This is a genomic window from Streptomyces sp. WAC06614 (genome assembly GCF_003949795.1).
GTDB lineage: Bacteria > Actinomycetota > Actinomycetes > Streptomycetales > Streptomycetaceae > Streptomyces.
Map to the genome: position 1 here is coordinate 1 of NZ_RPRY01000036.1, position 26,897 is coordinate 26,897.

Consider the following 26,897-nt stretch of genomic DNA (forward strand, 5'->3'; position numbering starts at 1 on the left):
GGTGGGGCCGGGGCGGTCGCCTCAGGCGTGGCGGCGCCGCCTTCGGCGACCTGGTGCAGGAGTGCGCGGGCCCGGTCGGCGGTGGGGCGGGCCTGCGGGTCCTTCGCCATCAGCAGCCGCAGCACGGGGGCGAGCGGGCCGGCCCGCCGGGGCTCGGGCAGCGGCTCGTTCACGATCGCGGTCATGGTCGACCAGGCGGAGGTCCGGCGGAACGGCGAGGCGCCCTCCACGGCCGCGTAGAGCGTCATGCCCAGCGACCAGATGTCCGAGGCGGGCCCGGGCTCCCGGCCCTGGGCGCGTTCCGGCGCCAGGTAGTCGAGCGAGCCGACCAGCATCCCACTGCGCGTCAGCTTGGCGGCGGCCTCGTCCCCGGAGTCGTCCAGCGCGGCGATCCCGAAGTCGGTCAGGACCACCCGACCCCCGCGCTCCAGCAGGACGTTGGCGGGCTTGACGTCCCGGTGCAGCACGCCGGCCCGGTGCGCCGCGTCCAGTGCGTCCGTCAACTTGGCTCCGATCGCGGCCACTTCGCGCGGATCGAGCGGGCCGCGCTCGGTCAGGACGTCGTCCAGGGAAGGCCCGTCGACGAGTTCCATGACGATGACCGGGCGGCCGTCCTGCTCGGTCACGTCGTGGACGGTGACCACACCGGTGTGCCGGATCCGCGCGGCGGCCTGGGCCTCGCGCTGCATCCGGCCGCGCAGATCGGCCAGTTCGGCCCCGGAGGCGTCGGTGTACGCCCGCATCACCTTGACGGCGACCTCACGTCCCAGCAGTTCGTCCACGGCCCGGGCGACCACGCCCATGCCGCCGCGTCCGATGGTCCCGGTCACCCGGTACCGGCCGCCGAGCACCTGGCCGGCCAGGACCGGCAGGACCGCGGCGGGGCCGGCGCCCGGGTCGACGGGAGACGGGTCGGGGCCGGCCGGGTCGGCAGCGCGGGCCAGGGAGGCGGTGAGGGCGGGGAGGCGGATGCTGCCGAACAGGACCAGACGGGCCAGGTGGGCGCCGAGGAAGGCCCCGTCCAGGCGGTCGCGGCCGGCCAGGGTCAGCAGGGCCGCGACGGCCGCCTCCCGGTCGGGCTCCGTACGGGCGCCGAGCCCGTACGCCAGGGCCAGGTGCACGGCCGGTCCGACAGGACCGGCGCTGCGCGCCAGGGCGGGCAGGAACTCCGGGCCGCCCTCGGCCCCGTCCTGGTCGGCCGTGGCCGCGACCTCGGTCAGCAGCCGGGCCGCGACGAGTTCGGGGTGCCGGGGCAGGACGGCGGCGGCGTGGCGTTCGCGGTGCCCGAGGAGCAGGTGGTTGCAGCCGATCAGCGGCTCGAAGCGGCGGAAGAGCGGCCAGAAGGTGCGGGGGAAGTCGCCCCGGCCGGGCAGCTCGGCGGTGCCCACGAGGATCCGCCGTCCCACCCGGGCCCGGCTGCGGCGGCTCGGCGGCAGCGGTGGGCCGGGCTCCGCCTCCACGGTCCCCGCCGGCTGCGGCAGTCCGCCCCGCCGGAGCCAGGCGACCACCCGCGGCCCCTCGGGCAAGGTCAACGCATCCGCCGCGTGCAGGACTTCCTCCTCGGCCGGGCCCCCGCCGCAGCGCAGCAGGGCCTGCCCCAGGTCGGCGGGACCGGGCCGGGCGCCCGCCTGCTCGTACTCGGTCAGCCGCATGACCAGGTCCCGCGGGTCGACCGCACCGTCCGGCCGGCTGGGCGTGGCCAGCAGCATCGGCAGCGCGCTGCCCGAGCGCAGCCCCGCGCACAGCTCGCCGGTGCGCGTGCCGAGCACCAGCTGGACCGCCTCGTGCTGACAGGTCTCCAGCCAGGGCGCGGCCTGCTGCGGTCCGGCCGGCCGGGGCCCGTCCGGTGGGGTCGCCGCGCTCCGGACGACCGTGAGCAGGCGCCGGGCGGCGAGCGTACGGGGCCGGTGGGGGCCGCTCCAGCTCTCCGCCACCGGGCGCAGGGCGGTGACGAGGCCGGGCCGGTCGCGGCCCGCCCACCGGACCACCGCGTCGAGCAGGGCCTCGTACGCGGGCACGTCGCCGCCGTCGCCCCCGATCAGTTCCTCGGCCGCCGTGGCCACCGCCTGCGGCGATCCCGCGATGCCCGACCCGTCCATCCGCCCCACCCGTTCCCCGGTCCGTGTCCGCCCGTCGGGGCGGCGCGCGAGGATAGCAGGGCCGGGACCCTACGGTGGGCGGTGTGACCGACGAGTGGGCGCACGACACCGAGGTGGCGACGGCCAGGCTGAAGGAACGCCTCTACGCGACGATCACGATGATCTCCGTGGTCATCGGGCTCGGCGCGGGTGGCCACGTGGAGGCGGCGGGCGCGGCGGTGACCGTCGTGACCGCCTCGGTGGGCCTGTGGCTGGCCGCGCTCGTGGCCGACCAGCAGGCGCACCGGGTGGTGCACGGAGCCCTCGCCAGGGGGCCGGAGCTGCGGAGCATGCTGTTCGTCAGCAGCCCGCTGCTGCTGTCCGCGGTGGGCCCGCTGCTGCTGATCGGCGCCTCGGCGCTGGGATGGATGGAGCTGGACACCGCCCTGGTGACGGCCGCCGGGGTGAACATCGCCGCGCTGTTCGTATGGGGCTGCTACGGCGGTGTCCGGATGGGCGGCGGCACCCTGTTCGCCCTGGTCGCGGGCGGTATCGACGCGGCGATCGGCACGGCGGTCGCCCTGGTGAAGGCGGCCGCCGGGCACTGACCGCGGCGCGGCGCCGGCGCGCCGGCCCGCGGGGCCGGGCGCGGGTCCTGGGTCGCCACCGGCAGGCACTGCGCTGCACGGCGGTTCGCCCTCCACCGCCGTGCAGAGCGTGGCCCCGGGGCCCCCAGGCCGTCGGCCGTCGCCGGGCGGCCGCCCGTGCAGCTGCTCGGGCGCCATGAGGGCGGCGGCCCGGCGGTTACTTGGGCGCGGCCCAGACCTGGCGCTTGTCGCCGCCCGCCGCGTACAGCTGCACCACGGTGCCGTTGTCGGTCCTGCCGCCGGTCACGTCCAGCACCTTCCCGGAGGCCACGTGCACGATCTGGCCCTTGGTGTTGACCGACCAGCGCTGCGCGGGCGTGCCGTTGCAGTCGTAGAGCTGGATCCTGTTGCCGTTGGTGGTCAGGTTCCGGGCGTTGTCCAGGCACTTGCCGAGCGCGCGGAACGTGCCGTCCTTGCCGAGGATCCAGGACTGGGCGGCCGAGCCGTTGCAGGTGTAGAGCTGGATCTGGGTGCCGTTGGCCGCCTTGCCGCCCTTGACGTCCAGGCACTTGCCGCTCAGACCGGTCACCTTGCCCTGCGGGGGCAGCGCGGCGCCCGCGCCGGCGGCGAGCAGCCGCAGCCCCTGCACGTCGAACTGCTGGACGTACGTACCCGCCCGCTTGTCCTGGTACGCGTACGTCGGCGAGCACATGACCGGGAACTCGCCGGAGTCGGTGCCCTTGACGCAATCGCCCTTGGTCAGGCTGCGGTTGGCGTGGGTGAGACCGAGGGTGTGGCCGATCTCGTGGCTGATGTGGTTCCTCATGTACGTCTCGCCCATCGCGGCCGTGGGCTTGCCCTGGGCCGTGAAGAAGGAGTCGTCGATGTAGGCGTGTCCGCTGGTCACCGTCCCCGGCACGGAGGAATTGGTGAAGCCGCAGCTGAGGTTGGCGGTGCCGGAGCCGTCGCGGACCACCTTCCAGCCGGTGCTGCCCATGCTGCCCTCCCCCTCGGGCGGGACGCACGGACGGTGCAGCACGCCGACGATCACCTCGCCCTTTTGCCGGACGTGGTCCCAGCCCACCGGGTCGGTGGCGACGGTGACCGGCAGGGTGGTGATCCGCTGGAGGTCGGCCGCCGTGGCCTTCACGTACGGGGCCAGCCAGTCCGCGGACTTCTGGTCGTAGAACCTGATCGTGTAGCCGGCCGCCAGCCACTTGGTGGCGCCACTCAGCTTCCACCCCTCGCCCGACGGCGGGGCCGGCGCACCGGCCGCGGCGACGCCCGCGCGCGGGGCGGTGCCCGGCGCCCGCCCGGGGTCGAGGGTCATGACGCCGTCCTTGAAGGGGGCGTTGTCACTGGTGAAGGTCGCAGAGTCCGCCGCGTGGGCGTCCAGCGCGTCCTCGACCGGCGGGCCCGTGACCGTCTCGGCGGCCTCCGGCCCGGCCGTGATGTCCTCCGTACCGAACGCGGTGGGGGCGAGGAGCCCACCACCCGCGACCGCCGCCACGGCGCAGGTCGCGATCACTGCTCTCCGGTACTTGCCCTTGAATCCCAAATCCCCGTTGCCTCTCCTTGCGAAGCTCCCCGGTCCGTACCCACCAGCCCGTGGGAGACCGGGAGTTGATCAGATCATAGGAGAGGCGGGAACCGCCGGGCCGCCGCGGACCTTCGGCTCAGGTGCGGTACCGGTAGACGATCCGGCCGCGGGTCAGGTCGTAGGTGCTCAGCTCCACGAGGACCCGGTCGTAGGGGAGGATCCTGATGCGGTTCTTCCGGATCTTCCCGCTGATGTGCGCGAGCGCCTGGTGCCCGTTCTGGAGCTGCACCGTGAAGGTGGCGTTGCGCAGGCACTCGACGACGGTGCCTTCGACTTCGAGTCCCTTGGCTGTTCTCGGCAATGTCTCTCGATTCCGTGAGGTGTCGGCCGCGGTGCGGACCCGGTCCGCAGGACCACCGCCTGGGCAGGCGGCGGGCACGGCACCCCCACGCTAACGAGCAAGACCCGCCGCACCCAACCGGTTTTCCCGAACGCCGCCCGGCCGCGGTCGGGCAGGAACCGCTCCCCTCCCCCACCCGTCCTCCCGGAGGGGATCATCATCACAGGCCCAACTCCCTTCCCGTTCTTCCCCATCGCGGTCCGAGGAGATCCATGGTCGACACCGTCAACGCACTGGCCACCCGCTTCCACGACGTCCTGGTGACGCTCCTGACGCAGGGCTCGGGACCGGGCCGCGCCGCCGCCACCCCGGCCCTGCACGACATCGTCGCGCGCGCCGGCGCACTCGGACCCGACGGCGCGTGGCTCGTCGCCTCGGGTCATGCGAGCCTGGGCGGGCTGGCCCTCGCGCACGGGGAGGGCGACCTGTGCACAGCTCACCTCGACGCCGCGGTGACGGCCGGCTTCAACGACTGCGTGGCCCTCCACAGCCCGCCCCTGCGCCCGCTGCACCACGACCCGCGCTTCCGGGCCCTGTACGAGCGGATGCGCATCACCCGGGCCGACCTGGACGAGTTCTTCTGGCTGCACCAGGAGATGCAGACCATGTCGCGGGAGGCCCAGCAGGCCACCGTCGACCACATCGGCCGCCTCGACACCGGCGTGTCGCTGCTCCCGCAGGTCCCCCTACCGACGCGCCGGCCGCACACCCCCGGCGTCCTGGCCACCCGCGTGGAGTTCGCCGCCCTCCAGACGGCCCTGCACCGGGCCGTCGCCAAGGCCGAGTTCCAGCGCAGCGCCGGCAACACCAGCCTCGGTCTGATAGACGACACCTGGGACTACGCGCAGGCCAGACGCGACGCCTGGCACGCGGAGGAGCTGGACTCCCGCCGCCGGCGCGAGGCCGAGGCCCGCGCCTACGTCGAACGCCCCGGCACCGACACCACCCTCACCCCCTGCCCACCGCTGGGCTCCCTGACGTACCCGGCCTGAGCGACCCGCACCGGGAGGAGCGAGCGGCATCAGGTCACGTCCCGGAACCCCGCGCGGTGGACCCTGGGTCCGCCGGACGTACGGGGGCCGCCGCCGCATCGGTGGCCGGCTCCGGTGCGGCAGCGGCGGCGGGGGTCAGTCGGTGCCGAAGGCCGAGACCATGTCGGTGGAGTCGCCGCCGAGGGCCTCCATGCCCACCAAGGGGTTCCAGAAGTCCACGTACCGGCTGATCCTGCCCTCCTCGGTCTCCACGACCGAGATGTACGTCTGGTCGTAGGGGCGGCCGGTGCTCAGCGCGACACCCTTGCTCTTGAACTCGGCGATGACCAGCGAGGGGTCGACCGTCTCGTGGAAGTGCAGGTCGACGAACTCCACACGGAAGTGCTCGGGGAAGTTCCTCATGTACGCGAACAGGCCCTCCTTGCCCTCGGTCCTGGCCGGGAAGCCCTTCGGCGCGTAGGGGAACTCCAGCACCCCGTCCTCGGTGAACAGGTCCACCCACTCCGTGATCCGCCCGGCCGACAGGTACGCCAGGTGGTTGCGGAACGCCTGCTGGGCGGCGGCCCGGACGGCGTCAGGGTTCTGGGGGGCGGAAGGGGTCTTGCTCATGTCGATGCTCCTTCGTGTCGTAAGCGGTTGACCGCTTACTTTGTGGGCCGCAAAATTTCGGGTTCGCGGTGCGGGTCAGGCGGTCGGTCGGAGGGTCTCGTCGAGCCGGTCGGCGATACGGGCCGAGGCCAGGCGCCGGGCGCCGGCGTGGCCGTGGGCGCCCAGCTCGTCGTCGAGGACCAGGAGGGTGCTGTGGGGGACGTGGTCCTCGAAGGGGATCTCCACCGGTGCGACCGGACGCCCGGAGAGTGCCGTCGCGGACCTGAAAGCGGCCACGCTCGCCCCGTAGGCGTGCTCGATGCGCAGGTCGCCGGGGTTCCCGTGCAGGAAGAACTCCGCGGAACGGTAGGAGTTCGAGGCACGCAGCCAGGCGTCGCGTGCGGAGGCCGGGTGCTGCCGGCGTTCGGCCTCGCGCGCCACCTCCGCGACCCGGTCGGCCGTCGGCAGCCACTCGTCGCACCAGCTGTCGAAGTCGCCTTCGCGGATGCGCTGCGCGGTGGTGAGCACCTCCGCGAAGTCAGCGCCTCCGTAGCCGATGTGACCGAAGGACCGCAGGGTCTCGCACCAGAACGACGGGGTGTTCTCGAACAGTGCAGGACGCACAGCTGTCTCCTGGGGGATCGCTTGCTGGAACATTTGGTAAGCGGTTGACCGCTTACTCCGAAAGGCGAAGGAAGGGGCCGCCCGGGAGCGGCCCGTGCGGCCCGGCGCGGGGCTACGGCAGCAGGGTGCGCACCCACGGTGCGCTGACCGAGGCGGCGTCGATCGCCAGCATGGCGTTGCCGAGCAGACCGTCGGCGAAGAACCGTCGGATCTGCTCGTCCGAGGCGCCGGAGACGGCACGGACGTACTCCACCTGCTTGGCGTAGCAGGTGCGGACCGCGTCGCCGATGACCGGCTCGCTCGCGCTGCACTGGGCGTGCAGGAGGATCATGAGGATGTCCCGGTCGGCGCTGACCTGCTGGTACGAGGCGGCCAACGCTTCGAGGACGGCTTCGGTCTCGACGCTCTGCACGGCCGCGGCCGCGGCGGCGGCCTCTTCGCGCAGGCGGTCGGAACAGTGGTCGACCAGAGCCGCGAAGAGCGTCGCCTTGTCCTTGAAGAGCCGGTAGAGATAGCCCTGCGAGATGCCCGCGGCCTTGGCCACGTCCATCGTCGACGTGCCGTAGTACCCCCGCTCGGCGAAGCTCTTGATCGCCGTGCGCATGACCGTGGCCCGGCGCTCGTCGGCGGTGGAACGCTGCCGTGTCCTCGCATCCATGGAAGTAATTAACCACTCGCAAGTGGTGCACGTCAATGCGGCTGCCCGGGGCCGCCGCCCTCACCCAGAGGGCCGGGGGATGCCGGGCCCGCGGGCGTCAGGGCCTCGCCCAGCCCGCCGTGACGGACGTGATCGCGTGCGCCACCTCGTCGCGCCGGCCGGGGTCGACGCGGACCGAGCGGGCGAGTTCCAGGTGGAGGAAGCGCGTACCGAGCTCGGCGGCCAGTCGGCCCTGGACGTTGCCGCGGCCCGCCATCGGGCACCTGGTGCTCCAGGCCCGGCAGGGGCGGACGCCCCGGGAGGCCAGACCGGCCGCGAGCCGTTCGGCGTCGACGGCGGCCGCGTTCCCCGCACCGGTGGAGACGACGGCTCCGGAGCCGGGGACGGTGGAGTCGGCGAAGCCGTGCAACTGGACGCCGGGCAGACCCTGCCGGGTCAGTTCGGCGACGACGGCGTGGAACACCGAGTCGGTCCGGTGCGCCATGTCGGCCGCGCCGGTCCCCCCGTCGCCGTCCCCGTCCCCGACACCGCCGCCGGAACCCGCGCCGCCGCCGGACCCGGACCCCCCGCCGGACCCGGACCCGGACCCGGTCACGGGCGCGGCCACGCTCCCGCCGTCCTCCTCGCCCTCACCCCCGGCCCGCTCGCCGGCCTCACCCTGCTCCCCGGCCTCGCCCTGCTCGCCGGCCGCCTTGCGGTGGGCGCCCGCCAGGACCATGACCCCGCCCGGGGTCCCGCGCAGGACGGCGACGCCGAGCCGTTCGGTGTCCTGGTCGGCGATGGGGTGCGGGACCTGCACCGACCAGCGCACGGGCCCGCCGAGGTCGACGTAGACCCGGCCCCAGCCCCGGTTGGTGGAGCCGGAGCGGGCCGCCGCGTCGGCGACCTCGGCGTAGCGGCGGCCGCCGGGGCCGTCGGTGAAGGTGTCGAGGCGGTAGTCCACCTCGGCGAGCCGCAGCCGGGCCTTGTCGACATCCCCGCTCAAAAGGGAAGAAACGCCGTCCAGGAGGGCGCCCCTCTCCGCCTCCGTCGGGGCGCGGTACCCGCCCCGCACCCCGAAGGAGGACGTGAAACGGATCACGCGACCCAGGAGATCAGTGTCCTGCGCCACAGCAGGCGGAATGATCTCCTCCGCCTTTTTGACCGAATTGGTCGGGCGAAAAGCGACATAGCCGACCACTAGCGTGATCATTACGCAAATGATCACTCGGATCGTTATGTTTTTCGTCAATTTCACCGTCATCACTGGCTGAAAATAACCGAATGCATCCCCGCCCCACCCGACTGGTCCACCGCCGGGCCCTCGCCGCGCTCCTCTGCGTACCGCTCGGCCTCGCCCTCGCAGGCTGCGGACCGATCGGGGGCGACGACGGCGCGAGCAGCGACGCCGGCGGCGGGAGCGGCGGCAGCGGCGCCGGGAGCGGTGGCCGCTCCTTCTCGGTCGCCGCGGCCGGCGACATCCTCATCCACCCCCAGCTCACCGACCAGGCCGCCCGGGACGCACGGGCCGCCGGGCGCACCGGGTACGACTTCGACCGGATCATGGCGGGGGTCGCCCCGGTCATCGGCAGGGCCGACCTCGGGATCTGCCACCTGGAGCCGGTCCTGGGCGAGCCCGACGGGCCCTTCCGGACCTATCCCGACTTCCTCGTGCCACCCCAGATCGCCAAGACGATCAAGAGCGTCGGCTACGACACCTGCTCCACCGCCTCCAACCACACCCTCGACCACGGCCCCGAGGGCGTCCAGCGCACCCTGGACACCCTGGACCGCGAAGGCCTGCGGCACACCGGCTCCGCCCGCAGCCAGCAGGAGGCGGACAGGCCGAACATCCTGGACGTCAAGGGCGTCAAGGTCGCCCAGCTCTCCTTCGCCTCCGGGTTCAACGGCAACGAGGTCCCCCGGGACAAGCCCTGGCTGGCCAACCTCGTCAGCGTCAAGGCCGTCGCCACCGCCGAGAAGCAGGCCCGCGCGGCCGGCGCCGAGGTGGTGATCCTCTCCCTGCACTGGGGCCGCGAGCACCAGCCCGAGCCCAGCGGCCCCCAGCGGGAACTGGCGCGCAAGATCGCCCGCGAGACCGGGGTGGACCTGGTCGTCGGCCACCACGCCCATGTCGTCCAGCCGATGGAGAAGATCGACGGCACCTGGGTCGCGTACGGGCTCGGCAACCAGCTCGCCCGCCACGACGTGCCGAGCGGCCTCACCGAAGAGGGCGTCATCGGCTGGTTCGAGTTCACCCAGCGGGGCGGCCCGAACGGGAAGTGGGAGGTCCAGGCCCGCTTCGTGCCGACCTACACCGACATCCCGCCGGACCACGAGAGCACCCCCGGCACCGACCTGCCGGGCGCCGCCCCGGCACCGGCACGCGACCACCGGCTGGTGGACGTGGCCGCCGCCCTCACCTCCGGTACGGCCCCCGACGGCACGAAGCTGCTGCCCGAGCAGCGCGCCCGCTACCGCCTCGCCTTCGAACGCACCCGGGGCACCCTGCTCAACCGCGGCGCCGCCAAGGACGGGCTGCGGCCGCTGCGCGAGCTGCCCGACTGACCCCCGCCCGCGCACGCGGCCCCGCCGGCCCGTAGCCCCGTAGCCCCGTAGCCCCGTAGCCCCGTAGCCCCATGAGCCCGACACCCGTCAGCCCGACACCGCGCAAGCCCGTAAGCCCGTAAGCCCGTCAGCCCCAGGAGGACCCCGCTGTGGCCGCTTCGCCCGCCAAGCGACGGCGCAAGGCCCGCCGCAGGGCCGACATGTCCCTGCTCGGCGGCATCAGGCCCCCGATCACCGTGCTGTCGGTCCTGCTGCTCGCCCTGGCGGGATTCACCGCGATCAGCCTGGGCAGCGTCCGCGAGGACCGGCTCCCCCAGGCCGTCCTCACCTCGCAGCAGCACTTCGCCGAGGACGGCGCGATCGCGCTGCGGGCCTCCCTGGACGAGAGCGTCACCGACCTGAACCGGGCCGCCGACCTGTTCTCGGCGGGCAAGCCCGTCGCCCCCGACGCGGTGCTCGACCGGATCGGCAGTGTCTACCAGAAGTGGCGCGGCACCGCCGTCGTCGAGATCGGCTCGGGCCGGCTGCTGGCCGCGCGCGGCGAGAACCTCCCGCTGACGGCCGTCGACCGCACCAAGCTCTCCGGCGAGGGCGGTCTCGCCCCCCGCATGGTCACCCTCGCCAACGGCGAGACCCGGCTGCTCACCCTCGCCCTGCTGTCCTGGAAGGACCAGCCCCAGCAGTTGCTGGTCGCCTCCAGCAGCCTGCGCTTCCCCGGCATCAGCCTCGGCGACTTCCGCAGCATCGCCGTCGTCGGCGCCGACGGGACCATCCTGAGCACCGACGGCATACCCGAGCCGGAGATGCTCCTCAGCGACGGCCGTCGCGCCGACGTCAAACGCGACACCAAGCAGCTGGCCTCCTTCGCCAGGACCGCCGCCAAGAAGACCAAGGCGAACCCGCTGACCGTGAAGGAGCCCGGCTCCGGTGGCTTCCCCGGGGTCAGCGGCAGCCTCATGGGCAACGAGACCAGCGGCGAACGGGCCGCCGCCGGGTACGCCCGGCTGGCCGGGCCGGAGGCGGGCGTCGGCACCGGTGCGACCAGCCTGGAGCTGACCGTCGTCGCGATGACGGACGTCACCCAGAACCCGTCCCGCGCCACCGACGCCTTCGCCGGGCTGGTCCTGGCCGGCACCCTGCTCCTGGTCGGCGCGCTCGTCGTCGCGCTGCTGGTCGCCACCGTGCAGCGGCCGCTGATCACCCTGTTCCTGGAGAGCCGCCGGCTGACCCGCGGCGACCTCACCCGCCCCGTGACCATCCCCCGCGGCGGGGAGGCCGCGCGGATCGCCCTCGCCCTGGACCGGCTGCGCTGCCAGCTCCGCGACCGCGACGCCGACGGCGGTGGCCCGCCCGCCGCCCCCGGCGCCCGGGGCCGGGACAAGCGGCGTACCGGCGCCCGTACGCTCGTCGCGGTCTGCGCCGTGCTCCTCCTGGCCTGGTGCATACCGCTGGGCCTGCTCGTCAACCGCGCCGGGGACTCCGTGGTCGTACCGCAGCAGCTGGTCGACGACCAGCGCGAGCGCACCGACACCCTCAACGACCGGGTGCGGCGCGCCCTCAACGAGGGCCAGGCCGACCTGCTGTCCGTGGCCGCGCTGATGGGCGCCGACGCCGGAGCCGACCGGATGACCGACGTGCTGGAGCACACCGTGCGCGAGCACGCGCGCTACGCCTGCCTGTACGTGCTCGACGGCTCCGGCAAGGTCCTCGCCCAGGCGGGCGGCCAGCCGCGGGCCCCCTTCGGCAAGGGCCCGCGCAAGGAGCCCGTCGCCCTCTACGACGGCGCCAAGGAGCCCGTCGTCGTCGCCACGGCCGAGATCCCCGGGCGGGCGGGCACGGCCGTCGTCGGCGAGTTCCGCATCGACTTCCTCAACGCCCTGCTCAAGCGGCCCGGCCTCGGCGAGATCCGGGTGGTGGACGCCCGGCACCGGGTCATCGGCTCCAACAGCGGCTACCGGGCCTTCCAGAGCCTCGGCGACGACCGCCTCGACGCGCTCGTACGGAGCTCCACCCTGAAGGTCGGCGCGGCCGCGAAGCCCGGCGGCGTCCTCTACCGCAGCGGCGGCGACCCCGTCATCGCGGCGGCCGCGCCCTTCTCCGGCGGCGGCGCGGCCGGGGACCTGAAGTGGACCGTGGTGAGCTGGCAGCCCGCCAAGGGCCTGGCGATCCACGAGTACAGCCTGCAGAACCGCACCGTCCTCGCCGGACTCCTCGGCTTCGCGGTCGGCGCGGCCTGCCTGGGCTGGCTCCAGATCATCGTGGTCGCCCCGCTGCGCGAACTCGCCCGGCGCGCCGAGGCCCTCGCCGACGGCGACCGCCGCACCGTGCTCTACCCGCGCCACCACGACGAGGTCGGCGCCGTGACCCGCAGCCTGGAGATCATCCGCCAGCAGCTCCAGCAGGGCGGCCGGCGGCGCGGGCAGCAGCGGACGACGAGGACCGACACCGGGGGAACGGCAGCCCCCTCCGCCCGTCCGGCCGGAAGGAACTGATCCCCCGTGCTCTTCCTGTACTGCGTCCTGCTCGTCAGCTGTCTGATCATGCTGGTCGCCGGCGTCGTCGAGCAGCGCCGGCACTTCGCCAACCTGGACCGGATACCGAACCGGGTGCTGGTCAACGGCATCCGCGGCAAGAGCTCCATCACCCGGCTGTGCGCGGGCGCGCTGCGCGGCGGCGGCCTGACGACGGTCGCCAAGACCACCGGCACGGCCGCCCGGTTCATCCATCCGGACGCCACCGAGGAGCCCGTCCACCGCAAGTTCGGCATCGCCAACGTGGTCGAGCAGATCGGGATCGTGCGGCGCGCGGCCGCGTACCGGCCGGACGCGCTGGTGATGGAGTGCATGGCGGTCATGCCGGCGCTCCAGGAGATCAACCAGTCGAAGCTGATCCGGTCGACCATCGGCGTGCTGTGCAACGTCCGCGAGGACCACGTCGCCGAGATGGGCCCGACCCTGGACGACATCGCGCGCTCGCTGTCGCGGTCGATGCCGTACGGCGGGATCTGCGTGACCGCCGAGAAGGAACGTTTCGACGTGCTCCAGGAGGAGGCGGACGCGCGCGACTGCACGCTCGTCTACGCCGACCCGGACACGGTCTCGGACGAGGAGCTGCGCGGGTTCAGCTGGTTCACGTTCAAGGAGAACGTGGCCATCGCGCTGACCGTCGCCGAACTGCTGGGCGTGGACCGGGCCACGGCCCTGCAGGGCATGTACGAGGCGCCGCCGGACCCGGGCGTGCTGTCGGTGGAGCGGTACGTGGCCCCCGGCGGCAAGCGGCTGCGGTTCGCGAACGTCTTCGCGGCGAACGACCCCGAGTCCACGCTGATGAACATCAACCAGCTGCTGGACCTGGGCGCGGTGGACCGCCCCCTGAACGTGGTGATCAACTGCCGGCCGGACCGGGTCGAGCGCAACGGGCAGATGGGCGCGATCGTGCCCGACCTGCGGCCGGACCGGGTGTTCGTGATCGGGCACCCGGCGAAGAGCGCGATCGACGCGATCCCGGCCGAGTGGCGCGACCGCGCGGTGGACCTGGGCGGTGAGCAGCGCGACGGCGAGGAGTTCGTGCACGAGCTGCTCGGGTACCTCGGCGAGAGCTCGTCGCTGGTGGCGATCGGCAACATCCACGGGCAGGGCGAGGTGCTGCTGGAGCACCTGGCGGAGCTCCCGCCGGACGAGTCCCAGGACACCCCGTCCCCTGCTCCGACCGACCCGCAGCCCCCGTCCCCGTCCCCGGCGTACGCCCGCCCGTTCGACCCGTACGCGGACGAGCCGTACGCGGACGATCCCTACGCGACCGACCCGTACGCGACCGACCCGTACGCGGGCGCCGCGCCCGGCCAGGGCCCGTACGGCGCCCCGTACCCCCAGGGGCCGTACGCGGCCGATCCGTACGCCGGGATGCCCGGCGGCGGCCGGCCGTACGCGGGCGCCGCGCCCGGCCCGGCAGCCTACGGGCAGGACCGGTACGACCCGCAGGGCTACGGGCAGCAGCCCGCGTGGGACCCGTACTCCCAGCCGCAGCCGCACCCGCGGCCCGCACCGCCGCGGCCGCGGCCGCCCGCCGACCCGTACGGGATCGCCGCCGCCACCCCCGTGCCGGCCTGGCCGCAACCGCAGGCGGCGCCGGCACCGCAGCAGTACCCGTACCCCCCAGGAGAGCCCCGTTGATCCCCGCCGTCCTCACCCCCGAGATCGCCGCGATCGGCATCGCGCTGGGCCTGCTGTTCTCCCTGCTCTGCTACCTGACCACCAACCTCTCCCCCGGCGGCATGATCACCCCGGGCTGGCTGGCGCTGACCCTCGTCGAGGACCTCCAGCGGGCGGCCCTGGTCGTCGGCATCACCGTGCTGACGTACGTGCTGACCCTGCTCACGCAGCGGTTCGTGATCCTCTACGGCAAGCGCCTGTTCGCCGCGGTCGTCCTGATCGGCGTCCTGCTCCAGGCCACCGTGGTGATCGTGCTCCAGCTGGAGTTCCCGCTGCTCTACGCCAACCAGACCCTCGGGTTCATCGTCCCGGGCCTGATCGCCTACCAGTTGGTCCGCCAGCCCAAGGGCGCCACCCTCCTCGCCACCGGCAGCACCACGCTCATGACGTACGTCGTCCTGACCGCCGGGATCCTGCTCGGCGTCATGCCCACCGGCTGACCGCACCCGCACCGCCCGCACCACCCGCACCGCACCCCACCCCCGGAGCCACCGTATGACCGCCAAGCCGAAGGGCCGCCGCCGCACCCGCCCGGTGCTGCACACGCTCACGGTGCTCGCGCTGCTGGCCGGCAGCGCGTACTTCACCTACGCGCTGCGCGCGCAGGAGCAGGCCAAGGCGCCGTCCGTGCAGATGGTGCAGGACAAGAACATCACCGCCGCCCTCAAGGCGGGCGATTCCACCGGCCAGAAGTGGGAACGCGTCCCGAGCCCCGCCCGGTCGGTGCTGCGCGACGCCGGCGGGCAGGTGCTCGCCACCTTCACCGACGGCGCCCGCACCGCCACTCTCACCGGCCCCAGCCGCACCTTCACCGAGCCCGCCAACACCACCACACGGGTCGTCACCGAGAACTGGGTACGGCTGATGCCCGAGCCGTGGAAGCAGGGCGCGGAGAACACCCCTTGGTTCAAGGAGTGGTTCAAGAAGTACTACGGGAGCCAGGAGGACGACCTGTTCGCCTTCGCCTTCCAGTACGGCCACCAGGCGCCGGTGAAGAAGGACCCGCAGGGCGTCTCGTACGCGGGTGACGCCTCCTTCGGCCCGCTCAACCCGAACGGCTCGGTGGGCAACGACCTGCGCCTGGAGCAGTCGGACTTCTTCGACTACCTCGGTATCCCGTACACCTTCCGCAACGGCGTCAAGAAGCAGCCGCAGGCCGCCCGCTACCGCTCGATGGACTGCTCCGGCTTCGTCCGCACGGTCTTCGGCTACCGCGCCCGCTACCCGCTGATGCCCGACGACACCCCGGGCCCGGGCCTGCCGCGCACCGCGAACGGGATCGCCCGCTCCGCGCTGGGCACGGACGTGATCCCGCTCAAGGGCGTGGGGGCGCAGGCCCGGCCCGCGTCGATCGACGTGATCCAGCCCGGCGACCTGCTGTTCTTCAAGCTCGACGCCCGCACCAAGGACCGCCTGGACCACACGGGCATCTACCTGGGCACGGACACCGACGGCCACCAGATCTTCATCTCCAGCCGCGAGGAGGCCGACGGCCCCACCATCGGCGACAAGGGCGGCACCTCCCGCCTCGACGGCAACGGCTACTACGCGACGACCCTGCGCAGCGTGAAGCGCCTCTAGGCCCCGCAGCCCGTCCGCGACGCTGCGTCAGCCCCGACGCCCCCGGCGGCCGTCCTGGCGGCCTGCTCGATCCTCGCGCGGTGGACCGCACGGGCTTCGTCCGAGTGTTCCCACGCCTGCCGGTAGAAGCCGATGATCTGGTCGCGGGTCTCGTCCTCGGCCGCCCACAGATCGCTGCCGTCGGAGTCCTGCCACCGGGGCAGTGGTTGCGGGAACGGGCGGTCGAAGACCTCGCCGAAGTACCTGGCCTCGACGAAGGCCACGTGCTTGACCAGGCCGAGGAGGTTGGTCCCGGTCGCCGTCAACGGCCGGCGGACGTCGTACTCGGACAAGCCGTCGAGCTTCCAGAGCAGCGCCTTGCGGTCCCGCCGCAGTCGCCCGTGCAGGTTTTCCTTCGCGAACTCATCGATCGTGGGGCAGGAACCTACCCAGGCAGCGCGGAGTTGCTGGCGAAGGTGGCACCGCCAAGTGCTCCGCTTCGAAGTCTCCCTCGAAGCGGAGCCCCCCGGCGGTCAGTCCAGGAGCTCGACGTACCCGTCGGTTCCGTGGACGCGGATGCGCTGGCCGTCGCGGATCGAGCGGGTGGCCCGGGCGACGCCCACGACGGCCGGCAGGCCGTACTCGCGGGCGATCACCGCGCCATGGGTCATGAGGCCGCCCACCTCCGTCACCAGGCCCGCGATGCCGACGAACAGCGGCGACCAGCTGGGGTCCGTGAAGACCGTGACCAGGATGTCGCCGGCCTGGAGGTCGGCGTCGGTCATGTCGAGGACGACGCGGGCCCGGCCCTCGACGGTCCCCGCGGAGACGGGCAGGCCGACGAGGGCGCCGGCCGGGACGTCGTCGCGCCGGTACGAACCGTCCAGGGCCTCGCCGTCCGAGGTGAGGACCCGGGGCGGCGTGAGCGCCCGGTACGACCGGAACGCGTCCTTGCGCTGCTGGACGAGCCGCTGGTCCACCCGGTGCGAGCGCACGGCGTCGTGCAGTTCGGGGAACGTCAGGTAGCAGGCGTCCTCCTGCTCGGCGAGCACGCCGGCCCGCACGAGCCGTTCGGCCTCCGCCATCAGGGCCTGCTTGTAGACGAAGGAGCGGCTGACGATGGCGTACTTCGGGTACTCGCGGTAGCCGATGAAGGTCCTGACCCGGTCGATCATCCGCTTGGTCTCGTCGGCCTTCCGGTCCCCGTCCGGCAGTTCCCGCAGCCGCGACAGCACCTCCCGCTCCTTCTCGCGCGCCGTCCGCAGCCCCTGCTCGAAGCGTCGTGCGGCGGCGCCGGGCCCGAAGTTCCTGACGTTGTCGAGGATCGCGGGCACGAGCGTGGCGGGGCGTTCGCGCCACCGCGGTCGCGTGATGTCGATCTCGCCGACGCAGCGCATGCCGTAGCGGTCGAGGTAGGCCTCGATGGCGTCGCGCGCTGCGGGGCCGCCCGGGAGCTTCGCCAGCTCGTCCAGGAAGTCGTCGTCCTCGACGTCCTCCAGGAACGCCACCACCTCCGGCTGCGCGCGGATCACGTCCGCGACGTCGAGCAGTGCCAGTCCCATCTCCGACGTGACGTTGCCGGGGGCGGACAGCGTCAGCGTGTCGGCCGCGTTCTTCTCGCCGAGCCAGGCGCCCAGGTGGTCGTTCAGCCACCAGGTGGCCTCCATGCCCGCCATGATGACCTGGAGGCTCTGCGGATCACCGACGAGGCGCTTGTGCTCCTGGAAGGCCTGCAACAGGAATTCGAACAACTCCGGTCCGGTCCGCGCCCGGATGTCCCGCTCCAGGCCGGCGAGGGATTCCCGGCTGCGCTCGTCCAGCTCGGTGACGACGGCCGGATCGGTCGCGAGCGGGGCGGGCGCGCGGGCGGCCGGGGAGGCCAGGCGCGGGGTGACGTCGACGAACAGCCGACCGCCGGCCTCGTGCATCGGCACCATGGCGGTCAGCTGCCACACGGAGAGCCCCAGCGGCTTCATGGGGTCGGTCATCATCTGCTGGTGCCCGACGGAGACGTAGACGCGGTTCTCGTACGGGCCGGTCTCGGGGTCCGAACCGGGCCCGGGGACGGGTGCCGGGGCGGGAACCGGGAACAGCGTGGTGATCGGACGGCTCTGGAGCAGGTGGAACTCGCCGTCGGCCAGGCACCATTCGATGTCCTGCGGGCGTCCGAAGTGCGCTTCGATCCGCCGCCCGAGCCGGACGAGCCGCACGGCCTGCGCGTCCGTCAGCGTGGGCTGCTCCTGCCGCCGCGCGTCGATCGCCACCTCGTGCGTACCGCCGGAAGGCAGGGCCTGGACGGCGCGTTCCTTGGCGACGATCGTCCTGGCCACGACCTCGCCGTGCCGCACCGTGAAGACGTCCGGATTCACCAGGCCGGACACCAGGGCCTCGCCGAGCCCGAAGCTCGCCTCCACGGTGGCGGCCTTCCGATCGCCCGTGACGGGGTCGGCCGTGAACAGGACACCGGCCACCTGCGGGAGGACCATCCGCTGGACGACCACGGCCATGTCGACCGTACGGTCGTCGATGCCGTGGCTCCGGCGGTACGTGACGGCCCGCTCGGTGAACAGCGAGGCCCAGCAGCGGCTGATGTGCCGCAGGACGGCCGCCGGCCCCACGATGTTGAGGTAGGTGTCCTGCTGGCCGGCGAAGGAGGCGGACGGCAGGTCCTCCGCCGTCGCGCTGGACCGGACGGCGTAGGCGGCCCGCTCGCCGTACCGGTTGAGCGCGTCGGTGATCGCCGTCGCGACGACGTCCGGCACGGGGATCCCTTCGACGGCGCGGCGCACCTCGGCGCTGAGCGCGCCGACGGCTTCCCGGTCGTCCGGGTGCACGCGTCCCAGACGGTCGATCGCGTCCTGGACGGCCGGTGCTTCCGCCAGGATCCGGCGGAAGGCGTCCGTGGTCACGCAGAAGCCTTCCGGGACGCGGACGCCCTCGATCCGCGCCAGCTCGCCCAGGTGCGCGGCCTTGCCGCCGACGACGGCGACCTGTGCCGCGTCGATGTGCCGCAGATCCCGTACGTACGGTCCGGTCATCGCGACACCTCCGGAGTCGGTATCGACAGCGCTCGCATCGTGGGCCCCATTCTTCGCGATTCGTGGCTTCGGCGGACGATTCTGCGCGAGGACAGGGGCCTTGCGGCAAGCCCCCCGGTGCGCTATAGCTTGGTAGTGGCAGGGAGAGTGATCTCCCTGCCTTTTGCGTGGGAGCCGTCCCCGCCCTCCGCACGGCACTGCGGACAGGCCGTGCGAGACTGCGGCATGCGCAGATCAAGATCACTGGCGGTTGCGGCGGGGCTGATGATGGGGCTGGCCCTCCTCGACGCACCCGGGGCACAGGCCGTGGACGACACCGTGGCGGTCACCGCCACCTTCAACGACCCCGCCGGCACCACGGCCCAGCAGGACGCGATACGCAACCAGCTGATCTCGTTGGTCAACCGGGCGCCCGCGGGTTCGGAGATCAACGGTTCCGTCTACCTCATCACCGACGGCGGGGTCCGCAGCGCCCTGGTCGCGGCCAAGCAGCGCGGGGTCAAGGTCAAGGTCATCGTGGACGGCGACGCCGTCGCGGACGTCGACCCGGACAGCGGCAAGGCCACCGGGTCCGAGTACTCCGCGCTCGCGGCGGCCGGCGGACTGGGCACCGATCCGAGCGCGGACTCGTGGGTGATGGCCTGCCCCGCGCACCGAGGTTGCATCGGAAACCGCGACCTCGGGGGCGGCGACGACGGCGCGATCAACCACAACAAGTTCTTCCTGTTCTCCAAGGTCGGCGCCACGGAGAACGTGGTCTTCCAGACCTCGGCGAACCTCACCACCAGCCAGCGCCGCAACCTCTACAACAACGCGGTCACCCTCCCCGACAACGGGTCCGGCCTGTACGCGGCGTACCGGAACTACTGGCAGGACCTCCAGACGTACGGGTCCTCCGGCACGGGCCTGGCCCACTACTACAAGACCCAGGACAGCGGCCCGTACAAGACGTACTTCTTCCCGCGGCAGGAGAAGGCGGGCACCACGTACAGCACGGACGCCGGCACGGACACCGTCGTCTCCCTGCTGGGCAACCTCGACTGCGCCGGTGGGACCGGCCGGGTCCGCATCGGCATGTACGCCTTCACCCGCCCGCAGGTGGCCGACAAGCTGGTCGAGCTCCAGGCCGCGGGATGCCGGGTGGAGCTGCTGCACAACGGTGAGGAGGGCAACCTCGGCACCACCGTGCAGAACACGATCGCCGGCAAGCTCGGCTACGTCGCCCGGTGCGCGGGCACGGCGACGGACAGCGGCGGGGCCTCGCGCACCATCGGAATCCACTCCAAGTACCTGCTCGTGGAAGGCACTTACCTCGGGGTCCCGAACCGCAAGCTGGTGTTCACGGGAAGCCACAACTACACCTTCCCCAACCTCCGCTCGCACGACGAGACCCTGCTGAAGATCGACAACCCGGCGGTCCATGACGCGTTCGCCGCGAACTTCGAGTCCCTCAAGGCAGGACCGCACTGCACCAGGTGGCTCCAGCCCCCGGCCCCCGCCCCGGGTTGGAAGACCGAGGTCCTCGCGCGGACCGACACCGGCCTCTACCAGGGCATCCGTCTCGCCGACGGCTCCTGGACCGGGTTCACCGACGTCCAGTCCAAGGCCGGGAACATCAACGGGGTCCACGCGGTCGCGGCCGCCGGGATCAACGCCGACACCCACGTCGTCGCCCTCGGCGGGGACGGCCGTATCCACCACACCGTGCGCAAGGACGACGGCACATGGGCCGCCTTCGGTGACGTGGGCGCCGTCGCCGGTGTCCTCGGCAGCGTCACGCAGCTCTCGGCCGTCTCCCTCGGCAACGACCTCCACGTCGTAGCGGTCGCCGACGGCAAGGTCTTCCACACCATCCGCAACGCCACCGGTCACTGGACCCCCTTCGGTGACGTCGCCGGCGCCGTCGGGCCGATCGGCACGGTGACCGCCGCGGCCACGGCCGGCGTCGGCGGCGAGCTCCAGCTCGTCGCGATCAGCGGCGGCAAGGCCCTGCACACCATCCGCAACACCGCAGGGCAGTGGAGCAGTTGGGGCGACGTCGCCGCAGCGGCCGGCGCCACCGGCCCCATCAGCTCCGTGAGCATGGCCGGCACCGGCGGCGACGCGCAGATCGTCGTCGCCACCGACAACGGCTCCCGCCAGTACCACGCCGTCCGCAGGACGGACCGGACCTGGACGCCCTTCGCCGACCTGAAGGACCGTCTCGGGACGGTCAGCGCGACGTCCCTGGGCGCGGCCCACGTCGACGGCGAACTCCAGCTCACCGCGACCACCTCCGCCGGCGGGCTCCTGCACGTCATCCGCCACGCCGACGGCACCTGGTCACCAGCCACCACGGTCGCCCTCCAGGGCGTGACCGGAACGCTCGGGGCCGCCTCCGTCACCGGGACGCTCTAGCACGTCCGTGCGGGAGACGGCACGGCGTGCATACGATCAGGCCATGACGACGACAGCCGGCTCCCGCTGGTCCCTCTGCTCCCGGAACTCGTTCCTGTCGATCGGATCCGTCGGCTCGACGTTGTCGATCGGGTCCGTCGGCTCGTTCCTGTCCGTCGGATCGGTGGGCTCGGCCGCGTCCGTCCTCTCGGTCGGCTCCTGGGCGAGCTGCGGTTCGCTGCTGTCCGCCGGGTCCCGCTGGTCGGTCCTGTCCTGGCGCTCCCGCTGCGGCGTCCTGGCCGGAGGTACGGCCCTGGCCGTGGCGACGGCCCTGGTGCTCACGCGGCACGGCACCGACTGAGGGGCAGTCACCCGGCGGCCGAGCTCGGCCTCCAGGGCGGCGCGCGCCCGGTCCGGGTCGTCGCCGCCGGTGAGCGGCATGTCCACGGGTTCACCTCCTGCGCACCCTGCCGAGGGGGGTGCAGCCCGGCCAGGGCGGCTTCGAATTCCTCGATGCGGTCCAGCAGGTCGAGTGCGACCCCGAGGGCGGCGTGGTTCAGCCCCGGGCCGTGCGCAGCCGGTGGATGCGGGCCAGCGGGTATCGCCATGGGTTCTGCGCCACGTGTACTCATCCCCTTCCGCTGCGGTGGCGGGGGTCGAAGCCGGACTCCTTGGCCAGCCGCTGGAACAGGTCCCGTTCCGTCGGCGTCGGCTCGGCCGGCACGACGATCTTGACCTCGGCGTAGAGGTCGCCCGGCTGACCGCGCCGGTCGGGCATGCCGCGTCCGCGCAGCCGGAGTTTGCGGCCGCTGGAGGAGCCCGGCGGCAGGTCCACCCTGGCGGTGCCGCCCGGGGTGTCCACGGGGACGGACGCGCCCAGCGCGGCCTCCCACGGTGCGACCGGCAGATCGACGGTGATGTCGCGGCCGTCGACGCGGTACCGGGGGTGGGGTGCCAGTCGCACGATCAGGTAAAGATCGCCGGAGGGGCCGCCGCCGCTGCCGGTTCCGCCCTGGCCGGCCAGGCGGATGCACTGCCCGTCGGTGACGCCGGGCGGGATGGTCACCTCCAAGCTGCGCGGGCCGGCCGAGGTGTCGAGCGTGATGCGCCGGCGGCCTCCGACGTACGCGTCCTCCACGCCGAGGGTGATCTCGGCCTGTCGGTCGGCGCCCGGCACCGGGCCGAAGCCGCCACGACCCGCCGCGCCGCCGCCGAAGAGGCCGCCGAGGAAGTCCTCGAAGCCCCCGCCCCCGGCGCCACCGAACCCTTCGAAGTCTCCGAAAGGGGCTCCGCCGAAGCCGGTGCCGCCGCCGGTGTTCACGTACACCCGTCGCCCGCCACCCGGCCCGAAAGGACTGCCGGCTCCGCCCGTCGGCTCCTCGCGGGCCTGGCGCCAGGCCGGTCCGAAGCGGTCGTAGCGGGCGCGGCCGTCCGGGTCCGAGAGGGCCTCGTAGGCCTCGTTGACCTCCTTGAACCGCTCCTCGGCCGCGGGGTCCTTGCTGAGGTCGGGGTGCCAGCGGCGGGCGAGGTTGCGGTAGGCGCGCTGGATCTCCTCGGCGCTCGCGTCGCGGGTGACACCGAGTACCTCGTAGTAGTCACGGTTCGCGTTCGCCATCGACTGCTCCCCTGATCGCTGTCGCCGCCGTGATCGCTGTCGTCGTCGCAGTTGATCACCGCCTGGGTGATCTTCTCCCCGAGCTGCTCGGCGGCATCGTCCGCGAGCTTGCGGAGCATGGCGGCGGAGATCTCCTCCTGCCCTATCTCCGGGATAGGACTTGAGTAGGGTCTTGTCAAGAATGTAGCCAAGGGTTATATAAGAAGTGCTGAACCAAAGGCCACGAAGAAGGTCAAAGGAGGCGTGCTCACATGCTGATGCGGACCGATCCCTTCCGTGAACTGGACCGACTCAGCCAGCAGCTCTTCAACGGCGCACAGCGCCCTGCGGCGATGCCGATGGACGCCTGGCGCGAGGACGGCTCGGTCTGGGTCACGTTCGACCTGCCGGGCGTGGACCCCGACTCGGTGGACGTGAACGTCGAGAACGATGCGCTGACCGTCCGGGCCGAACGGAAGTCGGAGATCAAGGAAGGCGCCGAGGCGCTGATCACCGAACGCCCCACCGGCACCTTCACCCGGCAGCTGTTCCTCGGCGAGACGCTGGACACCGAGCACATCGAGGCCACGTACGACGCCGGCGTACTGAGCCTGCGCATCCCGGTGGCCGAGCAGACCAAGCCGCGCAAGATCGAGGTCAACACCGGCGGCAACCGCGCGGAGCTGCAGTCGCACTCGCAGTCGGAGTCGGAGTCGGAATCGTAAGAGAACCCGAGTGCCGACCGGCCCGGAGGCACTCCCGACCGGCCCTGCGGCCCCCATCGGGCCGCAGGGCCGGCGCGCTCGATCCCCGGACGGGCTCAGGACTCCGTTTCCGCGCCGGACGCCACCGGGAAGAAGCTGATCAAGGTCGCGGCGCCTTCCTCGTCCAGCACCTGAACGGCCGCCTCGGGGACGCCCAACGTCGCGACGTCGATCTCCTTGGGGTGCTGCACCATGTGCCGCAGCACGACGGGGTACTGCGACGACCGTCCACCCACGGCGACGATCACCACGTCGTCCTTGGGGTCGTAGCCGAGGTACGAGAAGGGCAGTCGCTGCGCTTCGTACTGGTGGCCGATCTCCGGGTCCAGCACCTCGATGGTGACGCTTTCCCCGGCATGGGCTTCGGTGAGCTCGTCGAGCGCGGTCGTCCAGCCGCTGCGGTCGAGCGAGGGCGTCTCAGCCATGGCGTCGATCCTCCTTACGCCAGTTTGTCCACCTGTCGGAAGGGCGTTGCGGCCGGGCGCCGCCGCCGCACACACTGGGCCGACCCACTCCCGTGAGAAAGGCTCAGTCATGGGCGAGCACGTGCACGTCCGTGTACAGGACGGCATGGACGTCTCCGCGACCGGTCAACTGGTCGAGACCTACCGATGCCGTTGCGGCGACACCTGGACCAAGATCTACCCGGTCGAAGGCGGTGCAAGGGACGGACTGCCCGGCTGACGGGTCCGCCCTGTGCGCGACGCGGGTCGTTCGCGACCGACGTACGTCCTACGCCACGTCCCCCGTGAGTCCTTGGCCCTGCATGCCCGTGTCTCCCCGTCTCCCCTGCATGCTGGTGTCTGCTTGCCTGCCCTCCATCCCGCCGCCGGGCGTACTCTTCGAGCCCTGACTCCGAAGCTCGATCTTGTGCCGCTTGCCTTCGGCCTTCTTGGGGATGCGCAGCGTGAGCAGGCCGTCGCTGAGGTCCGCCTCGCACTCCTCCGCGTTCACCGCGGCGGGCAGGGTGGTGCGGTACAGGAACTTTCCCGTCCTGCGGGACAGGACCTTGCCCTGCTGTTCCTCGGAGATCTCGCCGGAGATGCTCAGCTCGTTCCCGTCGACCTCGATGTTCACGTTGTCGGCCGGGACACCGGGCAGCTCCATCCGCACGACGTACGCGTCGCCGGTCTCCGTCTCCTCCGCCATCGGAAGCCAGTGACCGCTTTCACCGGGGGCCGGAACCGCCGCCTGCTCCAGCAGCCGCCCCATCTCGCCCCACATGTTCTCGAAGTCCCGGAACGGGTCCATCGACCCCCACGCCGGACGCAGCCGCTCGGACAGGCCGCCGCCGCGTCGAATGGGAAGCGCCATCGTCAACACCTCCATGTCGTCGATGACAGGCGACTGTCCGCCCCACCGCCCGATAAACCGCCACCCCCGCTCACGATGCGGGTCGCAGCGCCAGGACGCCGGCCGGCACGAGGGAGGGATCAGCCGTCCGTGGGCGCCGCGTCGTGGTAGGGGTTGCGGGGTGGGTCGACGGGGTTCACGGTGGCGACCTCCAGGGTCGGGACCGGGCGGTCGGCGGCGACGACATCGCCCCGCCAGACGCCGGTGACCTCGACCCAGGTGTCGCCGGCCGGTGCCTGCACGCCGCGCATCTCCACGCGCAGGGTCCGCGCGTCGGCCGCGCAGCAGCTGAGTTTGAGGCGGTTGAGGTACCAGGTGCCCGGGGTCCTGCCGGCGGAGGCGAACCCGAGCAGCCGGACCGTACGGCCGCGGAGGGTGTTCGGCGCGTGCACGGAGCGTCCGACGAAATCCTCCAGGGCGAGGGGGGTGACGGCCGCGTCCGGCAGTTCCTCGTAGGCGGCCCGCTCCACGCCGGCCGCGGCCCGGTCCCGGGAGGCGGTGTACGAGCCGAGCGCCGGCGGGGCGATGAACATCAGGGTGAGGGCGGGCGCGGCGAGGAGCCAGGCGACGTGCGAGGCGCCTCCGTGGCCGTGGTCCACGGGCCCTTCTGCGTGGTCGTCCGGTTCCGCCTCTGCGTGATCGTCCAGCGGCTGCCGTACGCGGCGCACCACCTCGGCTCCCAGCCCCGCGAGGCCGAGGGCGAGCAGCAGTACGCCGGACGCGATGAGGTACGGCCGCAGGCCTTCCTTGACGTACCGGAGGTAGACGTCGCTGCGCACGGTGGTGTGCAGCAGGCCGGTGCCGGTCAGCGCCAGCAGGACGGGCGGCCCGAGGCCGCTCAACAGCCCCGGCCGTGCCGCGCGGGCGGGGGGTCGTCCGGTCACAGGAACAGACCTCCGACGAGTACGCAGCACAGGATCGCCACGACGAACGTGCCGGTGCAGAACCGCACCGCGAACGCCCTCCCGAAGGCGCCCGACTGCAAGGCGATCAGTTTCATGTCGACCATCGGGCCCACCACCATGAAGGCGAGGCGGGCGGTGGGCGAGAAGCCGGTGAACGAGGACGCGACGAACGCGTCCGCCTCCGAGCACACCGACAGCAGGACCGCGAGCGCCGCCGCCACCAGGACGCCCAGCCAGGGAGAACCGGAGAAGGCGTCCAGGACGGACGGCGGTACGAGGACGTTGAAGGTCGCCGCGGCCATGGCGCCGACCACCAGGAACCCGCCCGCCTGCAGGAAGTCGTGCTGCAGCCCGCGCCGGAAGGCCTCCAGCCGGCCGACGCCGGACGCGTGCTCCGCGTGCCCGGTCGGCAGCCGCAGCCACTCCTCGCGCCCCCACCGGACCCACAGCCAGCCCATGACGACCGAGGTGACGAGCGAGGCGGCGAGCCGCGCGGCCACCATCTCGGGCCTGCCGGGGAACGCGATCGCGGTCGAGACGAGCACCACCGGGTTGACGGCGGGCGCGGCGAGCAGGAACGTCAGCGCGGCCGCCGGAGGCACGCCCCGGCGCATCAGACTGCCCGCGACCGGCACCGAGGCGCACTCGCAGCCCGGCAGCACCACACCGGCGGCACCGGCCACCGGAACGGCGAGTACGGGGTTGCGGGGCAGGACCTTGGCGAAGACCCGGGCGGGGACGAACGCGCCGATGGCCGCCGAGACGACGGTGCCCAGCAGCAGGAAGGGGACGCCCTGGACGACGACGGCCAACAGCAGCGTCCGCCACGCCTCGAACGCCGCGAGCCCGAAGCGTTGCTCCAGCCACGGTCCGGCGAGCACCGCGACCACCACGGCCCCGACCAGGGCCGAGCCGGCCCTGCCGGTCGCCGGCCGGCGCCGGCGCCCCGGGGCGTCCTCGCCGTCATCGGGGCCCAGCGGGCGCGGTGGTGCCGTCGCCGCCCTTGCCGAGCCCTCGACCACGCTGCACCTTCCCTCTCGACGTCGCGGCGCGGGGGAACGCGCCCGGCCCGCCCCGAGGGG

At 72.8% G+C, this 26,897-nt stretch carries 25 protein-coding genes and 1 pseudogene; 11 read left to right on the forward strand and 15 right to left on the reverse strand.

The genetic code is table 11. From position 1 onward, the window contains the following. Positions 1-872 (reverse strand): serine/threonine-protein kinase (locus EF918_RS38020; RefSeq protein ID WP_260609965.1); only part of this gene is annotated, 872 nt, incomplete at its 3' end. 732 nt (positions 873-1,604) lie between these two features. After that, positions 1,605-2,099: pseudogene (locus EF918_RS38025) on the reverse strand (hypothetical protein); the annotation flags it as partial. Between the two features lie 83 nt (positions 2,100-2,182). On the opposite strand from EF918_RS38025, the gene EF918_RS07770 reads away from it, so the two are divergent. After that, a complete protein-coding gene (locus EF918_RS07770; protein ID WP_125642873.1) occupies positions 2,183-2,686 on the forward strand; it encodes a hypothetical protein in 504 nt (167 codons plus the stop codon). A gap of 196 nt (positions 2,687-2,882) precedes the next feature. Here EF918_RS07770 and EF918_RS07775 read toward each other — a convergent pair whose 3' ends face one another. Together EF918_RS07775 and infA are read right to left on the reverse strand one after the other, a co-directional pair. After that, the gene (locus EF918_RS07775) at positions 2,883-4,193 is read right to left on the reverse strand and encodes a ricin-type beta-trefoil lectin domain protein (RefSeq protein WP_260609959.1); all 1,311 of its coding nucleotides are present in this window, start codon (positions 4,191-4,193) and stop codon (positions 2,883-2,885) included. A 148-nt stretch (positions 4,194-4,341) separates the two neighbouring features. Further along, the gene (gene infA, locus EF918_RS07780; RefSeq protein ID WP_125642880.1) at positions 4,342-4,566 is read right to left on the reverse strand and encodes a translation initiation factor IF-1; all 225 of its coding nucleotides are present in this window, start codon (positions 4,564-4,566) and stop codon (positions 4,342-4,344) included. Between the two features lie 251 nt (positions 4,567-4,817). On the opposite strand from infA, the gene EF918_RS07785 reads away from it, so the two are divergent. Continuing rightward, positions 4,818-5,597, forward strand: a complete 780-nt coding sequence (locus EF918_RS07785) for a hypothetical protein (protein ID WP_125642883.1) — start codon at positions 4,818-4,820, stop codon at positions 5,595-5,597. A gap of 135 nt (positions 5,598-5,732) precedes the next feature. Here EF918_RS07785 and EF918_RS07790 read toward each other — a convergent pair whose 3' ends face one another. The 4 genes from EF918_RS07790 to EF918_RS07805 all read right to left on the reverse strand — a co-directional run bounded on the left by EF918_RS07790 (position 5,733) and on the right by EF918_RS07805 (position 8,548). Then, the gene (locus EF918_RS07790) at positions 5,733-6,206 is read right to left on the reverse strand and encodes a nuclear transport factor 2 family protein (protein WP_125642886.1); all 474 of its coding nucleotides are present in this window, start codon (positions 6,204-6,206) and stop codon (positions 5,733-5,735) included. 75 nt (positions 6,207-6,281) lie between these two features. Further along, the gene (locus tag EF918_RS07795; RefSeq protein WP_260609960.1) at positions 6,282-6,809 is read right to left on the reverse strand and encodes a hypothetical protein; all 528 of its coding nucleotides are present in this window, start codon (positions 6,807-6,809) and stop codon (positions 6,282-6,284) included. Positions 6,810-6,921: 112 nt separating this feature from the next. After that, the gene (locus tag EF918_RS07800; protein ID WP_125642889.1) at positions 6,922-7,467 is read right to left on the reverse strand and encodes a TetR/AcrR family transcriptional regulator; all 546 of its coding nucleotides are present in this window, start codon (positions 7,465-7,467) and stop codon (positions 6,922-6,924) included. Positions 7,468-7,564: 97 nt separating this feature from the next. After that, positions 7,565-8,548 (reverse strand): hypothetical protein, encoded by a 984-nt coding sequence (locus tag EF918_RS07805; RefSeq protein WP_125642892.1) that lies wholly within the window; start codon positions 8,546-8,548, stop codon positions 7,565-7,567. A 182-nt stretch (positions 8,549-8,730) separates the two neighbouring features. On the opposite strand from EF918_RS07805, the gene EF918_RS07810 reads away from it, so the two are divergent. The 5 genes from EF918_RS07810 to EF918_RS07830 all read left to right on the forward strand — a co-directional run bounded on the left by EF918_RS07810 (position 8,731) and on the right by EF918_RS07830 (position 15,806). Continuing rightward, the gene (locus tag EF918_RS07810) at positions 8,731-10,014 is read left to right on the forward strand and encodes a CapA family protein (RefSeq protein ID WP_125642895.1); all 1,284 of its coding nucleotides are present in this window, start codon (positions 8,731-8,733) and stop codon (positions 10,012-10,014) included. Positions 10,015-10,214: 200 nt separating this feature from the next. Then, a complete protein-coding gene (locus tag EF918_RS07815; RefSeq protein WP_125642960.1) occupies positions 10,215-12,506 on the forward strand; it encodes a cache and HAMP domain-containing protein in 2,292 nt (763 codons plus the stop codon). 6 nt (positions 12,507-12,512) lie between these two features. Then, the gene (gene pgsB / locus EF918_RS07820; protein WP_125642898.1) at positions 12,513-14,186 is read left to right on the forward strand and encodes a poly-gamma-glutamate synthase PgsB; all 1,674 of its coding nucleotides are present in this window, start codon (positions 12,513-12,515) and stop codon (positions 14,184-14,186) included. Further along, positions 14,183-14,665 carry a poly-gamma-glutamate biosynthesis protein PgsC/CapC gene (locus EF918_RS07825; protein ID WP_125642902.1) on the forward strand — a complete coding sequence of 161 codons (483 nt, stop codon included), beginning with the start codon at positions 14,183-14,185 and terminating at the stop codon, positions 14,663-14,665. The genes pgsB and EF918_RS07825 overlap by 4 nt, the downstream gene beginning before the upstream one ends. A gap of 55 nt (positions 14,666-14,720) precedes the next feature. Beyond that, positions 14,721-15,806, forward strand: coding sequence for an NlpC/P60 family protein (locus EF918_RS07830; protein ID WP_125642905.1), 1,086 nt, complete (start codon positions 14,721-14,723; stop codon positions 15,804-15,806). Here EF918_RS07830 and EF918_RS07835 read toward each other — a convergent pair. Together EF918_RS07835 and EF918_RS07840 are read right to left on the reverse strand one after the other, a co-directional pair. Beyond that, positions 15,803-16,216 carry a DUF664 domain-containing protein gene (locus tag EF918_RS07835; protein ID WP_125642908.1) on the reverse strand — a complete coding sequence of 138 codons (414 nt, stop codon included), beginning with the start codon at positions 16,214-16,216 and terminating at the stop codon, positions 15,803-15,805. The genes EF918_RS07830 and EF918_RS07835 overlap by 4 nt on opposite strands. Positions 16,217-16,318: 102 nt before the next feature. Further along, entirely contained in the window at positions 16,319-18,823 is a 2,505-nt protein-coding gene (locus EF918_RS07840; RefSeq protein ID WP_125642911.1) for a phosphoenolpyruvate synthase, read from the reverse strand. 264 nt (positions 18,824-19,087) lie between these two features. On the opposite strand from EF918_RS07840, the gene EF918_RS07845 reads away from it, so the two are divergent. Further along, positions 19,088-21,220 (forward strand): phospholipase D-like domain-containing protein, encoded by a 2,133-nt coding sequence (locus tag EF918_RS07845; protein ID WP_185921646.1) that lies wholly within the window; start codon positions 19,088-19,090, stop codon positions 21,218-21,220. 43 nt (positions 21,221-21,263) lie between these two features. Then, positions 21,264-21,560, forward strand: a complete 297-nt coding sequence (locus EF918_RS07850) for a hypothetical protein (protein ID WP_125642917.1) — start codon at positions 21,264-21,266, stop codon at positions 21,558-21,560. Positions 21,561-21,827: 267 nt separating this feature from the next. Here EF918_RS07850 and EF918_RS07855 read toward each other — a convergent pair whose 3' ends face one another. Then, positions 21,828-22,814, reverse strand: a complete 987-nt coding sequence (locus tag EF918_RS07855) for a DnaJ C-terminal domain-containing protein (protein WP_125642920.1) — start codon at positions 22,812-22,814, stop codon at positions 21,828-21,830. A 251-nt stretch (positions 22,815-23,065) separates the two neighbouring features. Here EF918_RS07855 and EF918_RS07860 point away from each other — a divergent pair, with 251 nt between their 5' ends. Continuing rightward, positions 23,066-23,518: an Hsp20/alpha crystallin family protein gene (locus EF918_RS07860; protein WP_125642923.1), complete on the forward strand. Its 453-nt coding sequence runs from the start codon at positions 23,066-23,068 to the stop codon at positions 23,516-23,518. Positions 23,519-23,613: 95 nt separating this feature from the next. On the opposite strand, the gene EF918_RS07865 is transcribed toward EF918_RS07860, so the two are convergent. Continuing rightward, a complete protein-coding gene (locus EF918_RS07865; RefSeq protein WP_125642926.1) occupies positions 23,614-23,982 on the reverse strand; it encodes a DUF5335 family protein in 369 nt (122 codons plus the stop codon). A 109-nt stretch (positions 23,983-24,091) separates the two neighbouring features. Here EF918_RS07865 and EF918_RS36825 point away from each other — a divergent pair, with 109 nt between their 5' ends. Then, entirely contained in the window at positions 24,092-24,241 is a 150-nt protein-coding gene (locus EF918_RS36825) for a hypothetical protein (RefSeq protein WP_185921647.1), read from the forward strand. Between the two features lie 48 nt (positions 24,242-24,289). Here the strand turns inward: EF918_RS36825 and EF918_RS07870 are convergent, their stop codons facing one another. The 3 genes from EF918_RS07870 to EF918_RS07880 all read right to left on the reverse strand — a co-directional run bounded on the left by EF918_RS07870 (position 24,290) and on the right by EF918_RS07880 (position 26,837). Further along, positions 24,290-24,871: an Hsp20/alpha crystallin family protein gene (locus EF918_RS07870; protein WP_125642929.1), complete on the reverse strand. Its 582-nt coding sequence runs from the start codon at positions 24,869-24,871 to the stop codon at positions 24,290-24,292. Between the two features lie 119 nt (positions 24,872-24,990). Continuing rightward, the gene (locus tag EF918_RS07875; RefSeq protein ID WP_185921648.1) at positions 24,991-25,794 is read right to left on the reverse strand and encodes a TIGR03943 family protein; all 804 of its coding nucleotides are present in this window, start codon (positions 25,792-25,794) and stop codon (positions 24,991-24,993) included. Beyond that, positions 25,791-26,837 (reverse strand): permease, encoded by a 1,047-nt coding sequence (locus EF918_RS07880; protein ID WP_260609963.1) that lies wholly within the window; start codon positions 26,835-26,837, stop codon positions 25,791-25,793. Before EF918_RS07880 ends, EF918_RS07875 begins: the two co-directional genes overlap by 4 nt. Between the last annotated feature and the right edge of the window lie 60 nt (positions 26,838-26,897).